General features: G+C 39.4%; 14 protein-coding genes. 6 read left to right on the forward strand and 8 right to left on the reverse strand.

Features of this window, described 5'->3' with window-relative positions; translation table 11 throughout:
• Nucleotides 1-104 precede the first annotated feature (104 nt).
• Nucleotides 105-1133 carry an outer membrane protein Omp38 gene (gene omp38 / locus Q9Q86_RS09435; protein ID WP_112986190.1) on the reverse strand — a complete coding sequence of 343 codons (1029 nt, stop codon included), beginning with the start codon at nucleotides 1131-1133 and terminating at the stop codon, nucleotides 105-107.
• Nucleotides 1134-1519: 386 nt separating this feature from the next.
• On the opposite strand from omp38, the gene Q9Q86_RS09440 reads away from it, so the two are divergent.
• From Q9Q86_RS09440 to Q9Q86_RS09450, 3 genes are all read left to right on the forward strand, one after another.
• A complete protein-coding gene (locus Q9Q86_RS09440; protein ID WP_112986191.1) occupies nucleotides 1520-2032 on the forward strand; it encodes a GspH/FimT family protein in 513 nt (170 codons plus the stop codon).
• 112 nt (nucleotides 2033-2144) lie between these two features.
• A complete protein-coding gene (locus Q9Q86_RS09445) occupies nucleotides 2145-3320 on the forward strand; it encodes a thiolase family protein (protein ID WP_112986192.1) in 1176 nt (391 codons plus the stop codon).
• A 159-nt stretch (nucleotides 3321-3479) separates the two neighbouring features.
• Nucleotides 3480-3923 (forward strand): VOC family protein, encoded by a 444-nt coding sequence (locus Q9Q86_RS09450; RefSeq protein ID WP_112986193.1) that lies wholly within the window; start codon nucleotides 3480-3482, stop codon nucleotides 3921-3923.
• Between the two features lie 45 nt (nucleotides 3924-3968).
• On the opposite strand, the gene Q9Q86_RS09455 is transcribed toward Q9Q86_RS09450, so the two are convergent.
• The 6 genes from Q9Q86_RS09455 to Q9Q86_RS09480 all read right to left on the reverse strand — a co-directional run bounded on the left by Q9Q86_RS09455 (nucleotide 3969) and on the right by Q9Q86_RS09480 (nucleotide 11738).
• Nucleotides 3969-4322 carry a multidrug efflux SMR transporter gene (locus tag Q9Q86_RS09455; RefSeq protein WP_112986194.1) on the reverse strand — a complete coding sequence of 118 codons (354 nt, stop codon included), beginning with the start codon at nucleotides 4320-4322 and terminating at the stop codon, nucleotides 3969-3971.
• A gap of 82 nt (nucleotides 4323-4404) precedes the next feature.
• Nucleotides 4405-4890 carry a DUF934 domain-containing protein gene (locus Q9Q86_RS09460; RefSeq protein ID WP_004950495.1) on the reverse strand — a complete coding sequence of 162 codons (486 nt, stop codon included), beginning with the start codon at nucleotides 4888-4890 and terminating at the stop codon, nucleotides 4405-4407.
• Nucleotides 4883-6526, reverse strand: a complete 1644-nt coding sequence (locus tag Q9Q86_RS09465) for a nitrite/sulfite reductase (protein ID WP_112986195.1) — start codon at nucleotides 6524-6526, stop codon at nucleotides 4883-4885. The genes Q9Q86_RS09460 and Q9Q86_RS09465 overlap by 8 nt, the downstream gene beginning before the upstream one ends.
• A 173-nt stretch (nucleotides 6527-6699) precedes the next feature.
• Nucleotides 6700-9105 carry a glucose/quinate/shikimate family membrane-bound PQQ-dependent dehydrogenase gene (locus tag Q9Q86_RS09470; RefSeq protein WP_112986219.1) on the reverse strand — a complete coding sequence of 802 codons (2406 nt, stop codon included), beginning with the start codon at nucleotides 9103-9105 and terminating at the stop codon, nucleotides 6700-6702.
• A gap of 137 nt (nucleotides 9106-9242) precedes the next feature.
• Entirely contained in the window at nucleotides 9243-10487 is a 1245-nt protein-coding gene (locus tag Q9Q86_RS09475) for a carbohydrate porin (protein ID WP_112986196.1), read from the reverse strand.
• A 132-nt stretch (nucleotides 10488-10619) separates the two neighbouring features.
• A complete protein-coding gene (locus Q9Q86_RS09480; protein ID WP_112986197.1) occupies nucleotides 10620-11738 on the reverse strand; it encodes a CaiB/BaiF CoA-transferase family protein in 1119 nt (372 codons plus the stop codon).
• A gap of 214 nt (nucleotides 11739-11952) precedes the next feature.
• Between Q9Q86_RS09480 and Q9Q86_RS09485 the strand changes: the two genes are divergently transcribed.
• Both Q9Q86_RS09485 and Q9Q86_RS09490 read left to right on the forward strand, forming a co-directional pair.
• Entirely contained in the window at nucleotides 11953-12966 is a 1014-nt protein-coding gene (locus Q9Q86_RS09485) for an AraC family transcriptional regulator (protein ID WP_112986198.1), read from the forward strand.
• Between the two features lie 95 nt (nucleotides 12967-13061).
• A complete protein-coding gene (locus Q9Q86_RS09490) occupies nucleotides 13062-13526 on the forward strand; it encodes a GNAT family N-acetyltransferase (RefSeq protein ID WP_004908828.1) in 465 nt (154 codons plus the stop codon).
• Nucleotides 13527-13673: 147 nt separating this feature from the next.
• On the opposite strand, the gene Q9Q86_RS09495 is transcribed toward Q9Q86_RS09490, so the two are convergent.
• A complete protein-coding gene (locus Q9Q86_RS09495; RefSeq protein ID WP_112986199.1) occupies nucleotides 13674-14213 on the reverse strand; it encodes a shikimate kinase in 540 nt (179 codons plus the stop codon).
• A gap of 178 nt (nucleotides 14214-14391) precedes the next feature.
• On the opposite strand from Q9Q86_RS09495, the gene Q9Q86_RS09500 reads away from it, so the two are divergent.
• Nucleotides 14392-15597 (forward strand): acetyl-CoA C-acetyltransferase, encoded by a 1206-nt coding sequence (locus Q9Q86_RS09500; protein ID WP_112986200.1) that lies wholly within the window; start codon nucleotides 14392-14394, stop codon nucleotides 15595-15597.
• The last annotated feature ends 10 nt before the right edge of the window (nucleotides 15598-15607 follow it).

Below are 15607 nucleotides of genomic sequence, written 5' to 3' on the forward strand. Positions count from 1 at the left end.
TATATAAGATTCAAAAGTGTGGAGAATTAAAATGTTTATTTATTTTAAATTTGGCAATAAAAAAGCGACTCATAAGAGTCGCTTTTTTTAGTTCAAAAACTCAATTATTTAGCTTGTTGACCTGGTTGAACTAAAACAGTACGGCTACCAGTGATCGCAGCGAATACGCGACGGTTCATAGCACGACCTTCTTTAGTTTTGTTGTCAGCAATCGGTTGATCCCAAGCGAAACCTTGAGTAGACAAACGAGATGCATCAACGTTGTATTCGTTTACAAGAGCTGATTTAACAGAGTTAGCACGAGCTAAAGATAAACGTTCGTTTAACTTACGTGGACCAGTGTTATCTGTGTGACCTTCAATACGAGCAGTCGCATTCGGGTATTCAGCTAACTTCTCTGCAACTTTAGCAATTTCAGATTTGTATTGTGGTTTGATGTCTGACTTGTTCGTATCAAAGAATACGCGAAGTTCCATGTTAAGATCTTCAGTCAACTCTTGTGGTTGAGGAGCAACTGGAGTTGGCTCAACTGGAGCAACTTCTACTACAGGAGCAGCAGGCTTCAAGTGACCACCAAGAACTACGTTTAAACCAGCAAGAGCTGTATAGTTCCAGAATTTTTCGTCAAAGTGGTAAGTACCACGAGCTTCTGTACGAAGAGACAAAGCATCATTTAAACGCCAGAAAACACCACCACCAGCGTTAGCTAATGTACCTTCTTGCTCGCCACCGTAGATGTCAGCACCTTCATATTTGTAGTGACCAGCACCAGCTAAAACGTAAGGTTTGATTTTGCTGTCATAGTTTTTAGTGATCAAATCAGAAGTCACATAAGCATTACCAGCAATGTTACGACCTTTGTATTCATTGTTCGCGCTAGAATCGCCTTTGATTTGGCTATATTCAACTTCAGCACCTAACCATGGTGTTAGTTCAACACCAAGAGCAGCACCAACGAATAAGTCATCGTCAAGCTCAGCACTATTAGTTAACTGACCTTTGTCACCAAGGTTATTGTGTTCAGTATCGAACTTTGTGTAACCAAGCATTAATGGAGTAACAGTTATACCCGCATTAGCAGCAGCTAAAGGAGCAGCAACAAGCATAGCAAGTGCAATACGACTCAATTTCATGGATATCCTCCAGAGATAACAATTGTTTGTTGTTCAAGCTTAGCCTATGATTTTTGGCCCCATAAACACGGAAGTGTTCACAGTATTATTTTTAAGCTATTCACTTCACTTTGAATCATACAAACACTTGATGAATTTTCCAAGTGCTTGATAACTTTAACCTCGCAAATTATTGACAAAATTTCTTACAATTTCCGTTGTAGTTCAGTAAATTTTAATTCAATTTTAAAGTCTGAATAGCTTATTGTTCGCTCACTTCAAGTTTAACAGCATTTGCTGCATGAAGTAATCTTTAGTTTCGCAATAGTAAACTTAAATTAATAAATACAGTAATTACTTAACACTTTGTTAATAAAAAAATTACAGAAACACTAACAGGTAATATTATGTTTAAATTTTCCGGCTTTACGCTGCCTGAAATCATCATTACGATTGCAATTTCCGCAATTTTAGTCAGCCTAGCACATCCATATTTCATCGAAATATTAATTTCAAATGAAGTAGAACAAATTAAAAAGACTCTCACAATTTACATACAAAAAGCCAAATCCGATGCACAAACCCATCAGAAAAATGTGACGTTGTGCGCAACTCAAGACTTTAGTTCTTGTAGTAGCGATTGGAATCATGGATTTATTGGTTTTCTTGACGCTAATCGTAATAAAAGACGCGATAACACAGAAACTATTCTGTATTCAAATCCAGTCCAACCTAAATATGGCTCATTGGCATGGCGTGGAACTCTGAATATTAACTCACTCACCTTTCAAGGAGATACGGGGTTACCACGTGGTTCAAATGGCAGTTTCTATTATTGTTCTAGTCGATCAAACCACCATCTCCAAATCATCTTAAGTAATATGGGGCATGTTCGTACTCAAGAAATTTCCAGCTGCTAAAAAACTCTTCAGTCTAGCGAATACGATGTAAAACACTTTATAGACAGAGTTTTTTTAATATACTGCATAGGTTTTGAACATTCTCAGCAAATTATAAGTCTGGAGACATACAATGACTGACATCGTAATTGTAAATGGCGCTCGTACAGCTATGGGCGGCTTCCAAGGTGCTTTATCAAGTGCTACAGCACCTGAATTAGGCGCAATCACGATCAAAGAAGCGATCGCACGTTCAGGCTTACAACCAACTGATGTTGAAGAAGTTATCATGGGTTGTGTTCTTCCAGCGGGACTAAAACAAGGACCTGCACGCCAAGCAATGCGTAAAGCAGGCTTACCTGACTCTACAGGTGCTGTAACAATTAATAAATTGTGTGGCTCTGGTATGAAAGCAGTGATGCAAGCAGCAGATATGATCAAAGCTGGTAGCGCTGAGATCGTTGTTGCTGGCGGTATGGAGTCAATGACTAATGCTCCTTACGTCTTACCAAAAGCCCGTGCAGGTTACCGCATGGGTCATGGTGAAATTAAAGATCATATGTTCTTTGATGGTCTAGAAGATGCTGAAACAGGTCGTTTAATGGGTTCATTTGCACAAGATATGGCAAATACTCGTGGCTATAGCCGTCAGCAAATGGATGACTTTGCAATTCGCTCTTTACAACGTGCACAAAAAGCAATTACTGAAGGTTATTTCAAAGATGAAATCGTTCCAGTAACTGTTTCTAGCCGTAAAGGTGATGTTGTTGTTGATCAAGATGAACAACCATTAAATGCAAAAATTGATAAAATTCCAAGTTTGAAACCTGCATTTGCAAAAGACGGTACAATTACCGCTGCAAATGCAAGCTCTATCTCTGATGGTGCTTCTGCACTTGTACTTACTTCAGCAGATGTTGCTTCTGCACGTGGTTTACAACCATTAGCAAAAATCATCGCTACGGCTTCTAACTCTCAACACCCTTCTGAATTCACAATTGCTCCTGTTGGTGCGATTGAGAAAGTATTGAAGAAAGCAGGTTGGGATGCACAAGAAGTTGATCTTTGGGAAATCAATGAAGCTTTTGCTATGGTGACAATGTGCCCAATTGATGACTTTAAACTAGATGCTGAAAAAGTGAATATCAATGGTGGTGCTTGTGCTTTAGGCCACCCTGTTGGTTCTACTGGATCACGTATAATTCTTACATTAATCCACGCTCTCAAGCGTACTGGCGGTAAGAAAGGCGTTGCAGCATTATGTATCGGTGGTGGTGAAGCAACTGCTGTTGCGATTGAACTGATCTAAAAATAATGTGTGAACCTTACTATTAAATAATAGTAAGGTTGCAACAGAAATCCTGCTATATGCAGGATTTCTGTTTTCTATAATTACAAAAAATAATTCACCCAGCGTTCAAATATCGGTACGTTATGCAGTGTATAAAAAAACAACAAGGAGCAAAAAATGCAACTAAATCACTATTTGAACTTTAAAGGACAAACAGAACAAGCTTTTATTTTTTATCAATCAGTTTTTGGCGGTGAATTTGCAATGATTAGCCGTTATGGAGATATGCCACCGACAGAAGGTGTAACTTTATCTGAGGCCGATAAAAGCTTAATTCTACATGTATCTTTACCAATCAATGAATATACAGTTTTAATGGGATCAGATGTAAACGATCAGATCTGTGCCCCAAATGCAGGTTTTATTCAAGGAAACAATCATTATATCTCTATTAATATTGAACATGATGAAACTGAGGCACGCCGTCTATTCAATCAGCTTTCCGTTCATGGTCATATTGAAATGCAACTTGAGAGAACTTTCTGGGGTGCGCTTTACGGTGCTTTTACTGATCAGTTCGGCATTAAATGGATGGTGAATTGTCAGTTAGAAGATATATAAGAAAAATCTTAAGTACTATCAAAAGAAACTTTTTTGATAGTACTTTTAAACATCAATATTTGAGTATTGTGCAATTATCATCAAACCGATGGTAATAAAACCGATTCCAACCCAACCCGCAGAATCAATATTCTGCCCCAAAAAAACTTTTGCTAGAGCTGCTGTGGCAATTACACCGATACCAGACCAAAGCACATATAAAATTCCAGCTTGCATATATTTCAAAGCAATCGCAGCACAAGTAAACGAAATAAGATACAGTACCAAAGCAATACCTTGATCCAGCTTATTGACCAATCCATTTGCTTTGGCTGAATAAAAAGTTGAAAGTACATCAGTTGCTATAGCGATTAATAGCCAAATTACACCTGGATTGATTTTTGATAAGAGAGTTAGCATTGTTATTTTTCAGCTCTTGATTAATCCAATTTTACAAAACAAAAAAGCTGAACCTTAGTTCAGCTTATTGATTACGGGTGGCTTATGCACCAGTTTGATAGCTTGCTTGAGGTACAGCTGTTGAAGCTTGATAAGGATTTGTAAAGTCCTGCAGACCAGCTGCTGCTTCCTGAATATCTTTACCTTCTTTTACTACAAAGGTATCAAACCCAGAGCGTTTTAAATAATTTAAAACATCTTTAAAGATATCACCAACTGCACGCAACTCACCTTGATATCCTTGACGACGCAATAATGCTGCGAATGAATATCCACGACCATCATTAAAACCAGCAAATTCAATGAATATTGCATCTAATTCGCTTAAAGGGAACTGATGTGTTTCAGGTGAATCATTTACAGTGATATACAACGCTTTTTTACCTTGTATATTTGGCAATTCATTCAATTGAGCTGTTGTTAAAACAACATCACCTTGGGGAATTGCTCCATCTTCTGCAATAACTTGATAAGTATTGTCTGCAATCGTGCCATCTTTAGAAAGCACTTGTAGCGATGTATTAAGCATAAGCACGCTCCTTAAATGGCTGAATACCTACACGACGGTATGTATCGATAAAACGCTCACCTTCAGTACGCAAATCTAGGTAAGTATTCAAAATTTCCTCGATCACGTCGGGTACAGCATCTGCAGCAAAAGATGGTCCTAAAATATCACCAATAGATGCATCATGATTCGCATTACCACCTAAAGTGATTTGATAGAACTCAGCACCTTTTTTATCTACACCAAGAATACCAATATTGCCTACATGGTGATGACCACAAGCATTCATACATCCTGAGATATTTAGGTCTAGTTCACCTAAATTATAAATGGTATCAAGATCTTCAAAACGACGTGTGATCGCTTCTGAAATAGGAATTGATTTTGCGTTAGCTAATGAACAGAAATCACCACCTGGACAGCAAATAATATCGGTAATAAAACCAATATGTGCACGAGCCATGTTGTGCTGTTCAAGCGTTTGCCACAATTCAAATAAATTTTTCTGAGGTACGTCTACCAATGAAATATTTTGTTCATGTGTAGTACGGAACTCGCCAAACGTATACTTATCTGCTAAATCAGCGATTAAGTTCATTTCTTCTGATGTTACGTCACCAGGAGCAATACCAGCACGCTTCAAAGAAATCGTAACGATACGATAACCTTTAACTTTATGAGCATTAGTATTGACGTTGTACCATTGTTTGAACTTTGGATTTTCAGCGAATAATTCTGTGAAATCCTCATCTTCTAAGTCTTGATAATCGAATGGTGTAAATTCTTCATCCAATTTTTTTAAGATTTCTGGTTGAATTCTTAGAGCTTCACGTGTGTGCTCAAATTCAGCCTCAACTTTTTGAGCAAAGACTTCTGGCGTAAGTGCTTTAACTAAAATTTTGATACGTGCTTTATATTTGTTATCACGACGGCCATGTAAGTTATATACACGCAAAGTCGCTTCAAGATAAGCAATCAAATCTTCACGTGGTAAGAACTCACGAATGACGCTACCAATAATTGGTGTACGACCTAAGCCACCGCCCGCCATGATTTTATAACCAATCTCACCAGCATCATTGCGTACGATATAAACACCGATATCATGAAATGCTGTTGCAGCACGATCTTTTTCTTCTAGAGCAGAAACGGCGATTTTGAACTTACGTGGCAAGAATGCAAATTCGGGGTGGAATGTACTCCACTGACGAATCAATTCGCATGTAGGACGCGGATCAGCAATTTCACCTGCAACAACACCCGCAAACTGATCAGTGGTGGTGTTACGAATACAGTTACCTGAGGTTTGTACAGCATGCATTTGCACTGTCGCAAGTTCAGCTAAAATATCTGGAACATTTTCTAATGCCGGCCAGTTTAACTGAATGTTTTGACGTGTTGAAACGTGAGCATAACCACGATCGTATTGGGTCGCGATTTCAGCAATTTTTCTAAGTTGTTTAGTATTCATCAAGCCATACGGCACGGCGATACGGAGCATCGGCGCATAACGTTGCACGTATAAACCATTTTGCAAACGTAATGGACGATATTCGTCTTCGGTCAATTTTCCTGCTAAATAGCGTTCTGTTTGATCGCGAAACTGAGCAACGCGTTGGTTAATCAGTTGTTGATCGAAATCCGTATATAAATACATGGCGTATGGCTAGTCATTCATTATAAAGGCGTTTAGCATAACGAGCTTTGTTTCATCAATAAAATGCTTTTTTTGCATATTTAATAACGGTTTTATTGATAAGCCTATCTAATGACTACAAAAAGGAAAAGCCCAGACGAATCTGAGCTTTGACAATCAATTTTCAAATGAAATTAGTTCTTATCTGGCAAAGCATAGGCAACGAGATAATCACCCATTTTAGTACCAAATGAACCGTGTCCACCCGCCATAATCACCACATATTGTTTACCGTTAGCTTCATAAGTCATTGGTGTTGCCTGACCACCTGCAGGTAAACGAGCTTCCCATAACTTATCGCCATTTGAAACATTAAAGGCACGGATGTAGTTATCTTGAGTCGCCCCAACAAACATCACATTACCTGCTGTTGAAATCGAACCACCTAAACCTGGTACTCCAATTTTCACTGGTGGTAATTGGAATAGATTTGGCAAACTATCACGAATCGTACCAATACGTTTTTTCCAAACCACTTCATGTGTTTTTAAATCCACACCAGCAACAAAGCCCCAACCAGGTTGCTTACAAGGCAAACCGAATGGAGACAGGAACGGACTAATATCTACACCATATGGCGTACCATACATCGGTTGCATGCCCTGCTCTGTACCCGCACCACGTGCGACTGCTTGACGGTTTGGATCTGCTGGAATTAAACGGCTTACGAATGGCAAGCCAATCGGGTTCATGACTGCAACTTGACGGTCAGCATTCACTGACATACCGCCCCATTCGAATACACCGAGATTACCAGGGAATACTAAAGTGCCATTTTCAGAAGGTGGTGTATAAATACCATCGTAATTCAAACGTTTAAACTTCACCCGACACATTAACTGGTCAAACATGGTGGCACCCCACATGTCTTTATCTGTTAATTTATCTTTAGGTGCTAAGTTAAAGTCAGAGAATGGTTGAGTTTTAGCATAGAACTCACCTTTAGTTTGTGGTCCCCACTTCACTGTTTGCGGAACTGGTTTTTCAGTAATCGGTACTATTGGCTGACCATTACGACGATCTAAAACAAAGGCATTTCCTGTTTTAGTTAAGACATAAATCGCAGGGACCGTTTGACCAGATTTATCCTGAATATCCGCCAATGAAGGTTGAGATGGTACATCCATATCCCACAAATCATGATGTGTGGTTTGGAAACTCCAAACTAGCTTACCTGTGGTTGCATTAATCGCCAGCATTGAGTTCGCATAGCGCTCTTTCAACTCAGTACGGTCGCCTCCCCAAATATCAGGTGTACCTACACCTGTCGGTACATAGACGATGTCCAATTTTGCATCATAAGCAAGTGGCGCCCATGCATTTGGCGAGTTATGCACAAATGTTGTGTCTTGACCTGGCATTGCATTCGGATCAGCAGCACCCGTATCGAATACCCACAGCAACTTACCAGTATTCACGTCATAACCACGAATCACACCTGATGGCTCTTTATTGGAATGGTTATCAGTCACTGAACCTGCAATTACCACTGTAGTACCAGATACAACACCTGGTGAAGTTGGGTTATAGCCACCTGGATAGGCATATGGCATGAATTCTTGTAAATTCACTTCGCCATTTTGACCGAAGTCAGAACATGCTTTACCTGTATCTGCGTTCACCGCAACTAAACGACCATCATTAACCGGAACAAAAACTTTGCGAGGACATTCAGTCGAAGTTGATTTTTTCGCCTGTAAACTGGTTGCAAACTCAGTGGTGTTTGCAGCATCGTAATACATCACACCACGACAAGTTAAATGTTGGAAAGTCTTGTCCGTTTTAAGTTTTGGATCAAAACGCCATTTTTCTTTGCCTGTTGCTGGATCAAGTGCAATCAAATGTTGATGTGGCGTACACATATACATATTGTTGCCGATTTTAATTGGGGTCACCTGATTAGTCGTTTCACCTGAGTCATTTTTAGTTCTAAAATCACCTGTACGGAATGTCCAAGCAACTTTCAAATCTTTGACATTTTTGTCATTAATTTGAGTCAGAGGAGAATAACGCTCCCCTCCTTGACTACGACCATAGGCAGGCCAGTCCTCAGGTGCTATACCATCAACTGCTTTCGCTTGTGCAGGTTGAGGTGTTTGAATCACACCATTAATTTCTTGAGGATCATTAAAGATCGAGTACACCATCACCACAATAGCAATAACTAAAGTCGATGATAGCGCAACCTTACTTGAGCCAAGTTTATCAATACCTCGTGTTACAGCAGGTACTAACAACCACAAACCCAACACACCCAAAACATCAAGACGTGGAGCCAGTGCCCAGAAGTCCGTTCCAACTTCCCAAACACCCCAAATCACACTTCCTAACATTAAAGCGGCATAGACCCATAGCGGACCAGAAGCACGCTTATAAAGTTGTACTGCTACGATGAGTAACAACACACCTGCAATCACATAATAAAAAGACCCACCAATAGCTGCGAGCCATACACCACCAATAAGCAGGAACAAAGCAATGAGGGCAAGGATCATTACCGTCAACGTTCGCAATCCTGATTTTGAAGCAGATTGATTCATAAGATCACCTTGCATCTTTGTATTTATTAGAATGACTAAGCAAATGATCAATTCACTTAACATTCAATTGAAAAGCTAAAGCGTTCTATAGTCCGATTGAGTTGCAAACATGAGCTATAGAACTCCGAATAAAACACTTAAAAAATGGTTTGAAACTTGATGCCACCCACCCATGTTTTATCGCCATCTTTCAATGCACCGACATGGTGTACATATTGAATATTTGGACGGATGGTCAACCAATTAGTTGCATGGATGCCGTAATACAACTCAGTATTGTATTCTTCATCTAATAAAGGATTGTTTTTGTCATTAGCATGAATACGTGCTACGCCGAGTGCTAGTTCATCTTGTGGACGCTGATTGAGCAAACCTTTATAAACCAATCCAACATTTTGCATATCTTTGATGGAGTTGGTTTTTGAATCATGTACTGTGACATTCACAAAACCAGTTAAACCACGATCAGATTGATCATCATGACGTGTTAATTGCTGTTTGGCAGTAAACCAACCGCCTTGTTTATGTCCAGTTTTGCTTGGGTTTTCAATTTCAGCAGCATCAGCAGTGCTGTAGTAGTAACCAAAACGGTATTCACCTAAAAGAGATTGTTGACCTAGTTTTGGTGCCCAGACCAGCTCAGCTGGAATAATCGCACCATGTGATCCATCTGTACTTAAATTAAAGCCTTTACCACGCTGTAAGTTCTCTGGGTTATATTCATACGCACCAATTTGCGCATATAAATCTGGCTGCAGGTTATATTTGACTCGCAATGCCCATTGACTGACAGGCCAGTTGTACCATTGATCACCCACCCAATTGCCGACTTGAGAGCCACATAATGCCAAGTTTTGGAAATCACAGTTAAAACTGTTGAAATCCTCACCTTCACCAAAACGTCCCACCTTAATATCTAAAGTTTGATCTAAAAATTTCTTTTTGATCCATAGATCAGTTAAACGCCAAGTTTGACCACGCCCCCAAACTTCTTGGGTAGAACTTAGATGTCCTTGTAAACCATCTGCAGTTTGGGACAATGATTGGCCATCTCGATAGGTCACCGTGATTTGAGCTTCAGTGTCTTGCCAACCTAAAATTTTATTTAAGTCAAAGTGTGTGCCTAAAGCCAGTTGCCCAGTGAATTCACTGCCATGACTTGAATGTTGTTTAGAATCTAAAACCCCTGCAAATTCACCTGTGTAATCAGCAGAAAAGTTATAACCTTGATCTTGTAACGCAGTGCGTTGACCGTTCCAATCACCCAACAGCCATTGACCATGAGGATCAAATGCGGAAGAAGCTGCTTGAGTGTGATGTGTGAAAAGACTCAATGAAAGAACGGATAAACAAGATACAACCCATGATTTAGAGATTGTCATGTTTACGTAACCTTTTATGTTTTTGTATATAAAAGGTTACGCCCATTTTTAATTGATTAATTTATTCAAAATGTTAATCACTTGATTAAATGTGCAATATTTTACCAAGTTGTGATTGTATGCACATATTTTCTACCATTTTCCTTGACCCAAACCTTGTCCGATAAATTGATAGCGCATTTGAGAACGTGAAAATTTGATTGGGCATGCTAATTGAGGCTCAGTTTGATCTGTATTTTCAGATAAAGGGACATCGACCACCCAACCGCGTTGTTTTGCAATCGGTGAAGTCAAAGCTTCATCTAAGCTCAACACTGGCTCCACACAAATATCTAATTGCGAAAAAATTGATTGCCACTCAGCAAAATCTTTGGATCTAAACTTTTCCTTTAAGGCTTGTTTAATCACTTGACGATCTTCGGGGTCAAAAGAACTACCTTTTGCCATCAATATAGGTAAATCTAATGCAGCAGCTAACCCAGTCATAAACTGTGGTTCTAAACTTCCTACAGAGAAATAACGACCATCTTTGGTTTCATAATAGTCATAGAAAATAGCACCATTCAGCATCCCTTGCTCAGGACCTTGCGGTGTCTGACCAGCCAAACTTGCTGAGGCGGCCATACTATTTAAACTAGCCACACAGTCCGTCATAGAAATATCTATGTATTGCCCCATACCACTACGCTGACGCTCAACTACAGCAGCTAAAATCCCAATAACCGCATGCAAAGAACCTCCTGCGACATCCGCAATCTGTACACCCAATGGAGGTGGTCCACTATCTTGTCGACCACTATGACCCGAAATACCAGCTAAAGCTAGATAGTTAATGTCATGCCCTGCACGGTCTTTATATGCACCTGTTTGACCATAACCTGTAATAGAACAATAGATTAATCGAGGATTAATCTCAGCAAGCGTTTCATAATCCAACCCTAATCGACGCATCACGTCTGGTCGAAATTGTTCAAGCAGGATGTCAAACTCTGAAATTTTATTTTTAATTAACTCAATATTTGCAGCATCTTTTAGATCAAGCGTAATGGACTGTTTATTTCGATTAAGATAACTATGCGCAGTGGCTTGACCATTGGCATAAGGTGGCATGATTCGAACCAAATCTGGACGACTCGGAGATTCTACATGGATAACTTCTGCACCCATGTCTGCAAGATACATACTTGCGAATGGACCAGGCAACAAAGTAGAAAAATCTAGAACTTTCAATCCCTTTAAAGCAGTTGGCATAATAATTTTTACTCATATTGTTCAAATTTTCTTTTATACTAGGTTCGGATAAACACAAAAACAATGTCATGTTCAGCCATTTACCTTGATAGTTTCGGCAATTTAACATGTACTTAGTGAGCAACAATTTTTTCTTGTCAATTGCTCAATTAGATATTTTAGACGGTTATTTAGGTCAATTATCGTGAATAGTAAAGAAACTGAAGGATTCAATATGAGCCGTGATACGATCAGCATCCACTTCGTGAATGCGGCTTTAACAGGTGTAAAACGCCTAGGCATGGACGTTGAAACATTACTTTCACATGTCGGTATTGAAGCAGAATTGCTTCGTCAACCTAAAGCTCGAATCTCCCCAGAGCAATACACTCGCTTTGTCAAAATGTTATGGATGGTCACCCAAGACGAACACGTTGGTTTCGATGTTCAACCACGTCGTTTAGGTACATTTGCGATCATGTGCCAATTGATCATACATTCGAAAACACTTGGACAAGCACTCGAACTTTCCTCACAATTTTACAAATTATTCGGTGATGAATGGTCTGTAAGTTTAGAGCGTGATAAACACGAAGCTCGTTTAGTACCTCACATTCCTAAAGCGCTTGACCCTGATCATTTTATTACGGAAAGTATGCTGATGATTTGGCATGGTCTTGCTTCGTGGTTAATCGAACGTCGCTTACCTTTGGAGCGCGTCCATTTTGGTTATGAACGCCCTAACCATGCTGATGAATATGATGCGCTATTTTTTGCACCAGTGATGCAGTTTGACGCACCGCGTACAGAAATTACCTTTGCTGCAGATTATTTAGATCTACCTATTCGTCAGGATGAAAAAACTTTAGAAGAGTTTTTAAAAGCTGCACCAGCACAACTTCTAGTGAAATTCAAAAACACCAACTCACTCACTTCGCGTATCCGTGAAGTATTGAAGAGCCAAATCGGCGAAGAAATGCCAACTTTAAATGATGTGGCATCTATGTTGTATTTATCTCCTCAAACATTACGTCGTCGTTTGGCTGCGGAAGGTAAAAGCTATCAAGGTGTCAAAGATGCCTTACGTCGTGACGCTGCGATTCATTTATTGCTCACTCCAAACCTCACTTTAGAAGATGTTGCTCAACAAGTTGGCTTTAGTGAAACTAGTACCTTTCACCGCGCCTTTAAAAAATGGACTGGTGTTACCCCAGGTTTATATCGTCAGTTGCATGGGCATCACAATTAACTTAAATCAGACAAAGTGTTCAACCCTAAAAAGTTGAACACTTGTTGAAAAATATGGTATTAATCCACTATATTCCTCAACGATCACGATAAATAATGATAATCAAAAAAGGCGATTTTTCAGACCCTCAAGTTCAAGACCTCATACGCATTCATTTGCACGGCATGCATCAGAACACACCTATTGAGCATAGTTTTGCACTCGATTTCAGCAGCCTACAAAAAGACTCCATTCGATTTTATACACTTTGGCGTGATGATCAGCTTCTTGGTTGTGGCGCGATTCAAGAGCTTAACCCCTATCATGCTGAACTTAAATCGATGCGGACTCATCCCCAACATCTACGTCAAGGTGTAGCGACACACTTACTCGATTATCTTTTGAAAATTGCTAAACATAGCAATTTTCAAAAAGTGAGTTTAGAAACGGGGAAAGACTCTCACTTTGATGCAGCAATTCATCTATACAAGAAATTTGGTTTCGTAGAGGGTGAAGCCTTTGCTGAATATAATGAATCTGAATATAGTCAATTCTTTCATTTAAATTTATCTAATCAATAGTTTAATCTCAGATTTTCATCTGCTTTTTTAAAGATGTTTTTTGCAAAAACTCATTGATAAGTAATCTAATAACAAGTGTTACAGCCGTAAAGCCAAAATATTATCTTGAAAAAAACATAGCCAATATCCTGATTTTAATGCTAATTATCAATCAACACTCATTTGTTTTAAGAAAGCAACTGTCTTCCGAGGCGAAGCTAGGTGAATAAATCGTATGTGCTGGTATTTAGGGTTATTCATCATCGCTAAATACCTTTTCTTATTTTGTGGATATTTCTGAAACATCCATAAAAAAATCGATTTTTGGGAGAATACCATTTTCAAGTTCTCTCTATTATTCGAGTTTTTCCATAATCGCTCACGACTTAAAATACGCCACAAAGTCCGTTTAGTAAGACGATAAAAGTTAATAGAAAAAGAATAATCTAGCCAAATGACCGTATCCACCTCAGACCAAATCATATCAATACTGCGTGAATAAAGATTATCGATCACCCATCCCGTTGATGCTGCATCCATACTCAGTTTAAGTTTGCAAAAAAATGCATCATTTGAAGATTCTTGCCAATCATCTAGCCATAGCAAATCATCCAGTTCGATATATTGTATTTTTAATTTTTCCGCCAACTTTCGAGCCAGCGTAGATTTGCCAGAACCCTTAGTACCAATAATATTAATAAATTTCATCAAGCAAATTATGTTGAATTATGGACATGCATTTTACTAAATATTTCAACTATTCAATAGTGAACTGAATTGGCGAAAAACATCAAACTTACCAATGTTTATCATCATTGCACTGACACTTAAATTGAGTACACTCGAAGCACAATGATTTTAATTTAAGGCAATACAAGGAACAGCTATGAGCGAGGCCTATATTATTGATGCCATTCGCACACCACGCGGAAAAGGAAAAAAAGACGGCTCATTACATGAAGTAAAACCAATTACTTTACTCACAACATTATTGAATGAATTACAACAACGCCATCAACTCGACACATCTAAAGTCGATGATATCGTTCTCGGTTGTGTGACACCGATTGGTGATCAAGGTGGGGATATTGCCAAAACTGCTGCGATTGCTGCAGGTTGGAATGATGATGTCGCAGGCGTACAAATCAACCGTTTCTGTGCTTCTGGTTTAGAAGCGGTGAACTTGGCAGCACAAAAAGTTCGTTCAGGTTGGGAAGATGTTGTGGTTGCTGGCGGTGTGGAGTCAATGTCACGCATTCCAATGGGTTCTGATGGTGGTCCATGGGCGCTTGATCCAGAAACCAATTTGAAATCGTCTTTTGTTCCACAAGGTGTGGGTGCAGACTTAATCGCAACTTTAGATGGTTATAGCCGCGCAGATGTAGATGCATTTGCGGTCGGTTCGCAACAAAAGGCTGCTGCCGCTCAGGCAAATGGTTATTTCAATAAATCAGTTGTGCCTGTTAAAGACCATGCAGGTGTAACAATCCTAGAAAAAGATGAATTTATCAAAGGAAATACCACAGTTGAAGGTTTAGCAAAACTGAATGCTAGCTTTGAAATGATGGGTCAAATGGGCTTCGATGCTGTTGCTTTACAGAAGTATCCTGAAGCGCAAAAAATTAATCACGTTCATCATGCAGGTAACTCATCAGGTATCGTCGATGGTGCTGCGGTGGTGTTATTGGCTTCTGAAAAAGCAGTCAAAGAGCAAGGTTTAAAACCTCGTGCCAAGGTGCTTGCAACTGCATTAGTCGGTACAGATCCAACCATTATGTTGACTGGTCCTGCCCCTGCTGCACGTAAAGCATTAGAAAAAGCAGGCTTGAGCATCAACGATATTGATTTATTTGAAGTGAATGAAGCTTTTGCAGCTGTGGTGATGCGTTTTATTACAGAACTGAAAGTTCCTGCTGAGAAAGTCAACGTCAATGGTGGCGCGATTGCGATGGGACATCCATTAGGGGCAACTGGTGCCATGATTCTAGGAACTTTACTAGATGAATTAGAGCGTCAAGGTAAAAAACGTGGTCTAGCAACATTATGTGTCGGTGGTGGTATGGGTATCGCTACCATTATCGAGTTGGTGTAAGGAGAACAAC

Source organism: Acinetobacter sp. A22 (genome assembly GCF_030913345.1).
Classification (GTDB): Bacteria; Pseudomonadota; Gammaproteobacteria; order Pseudomonadales; family Moraxellaceae; genus Acinetobacter; species Acinetobacter junii.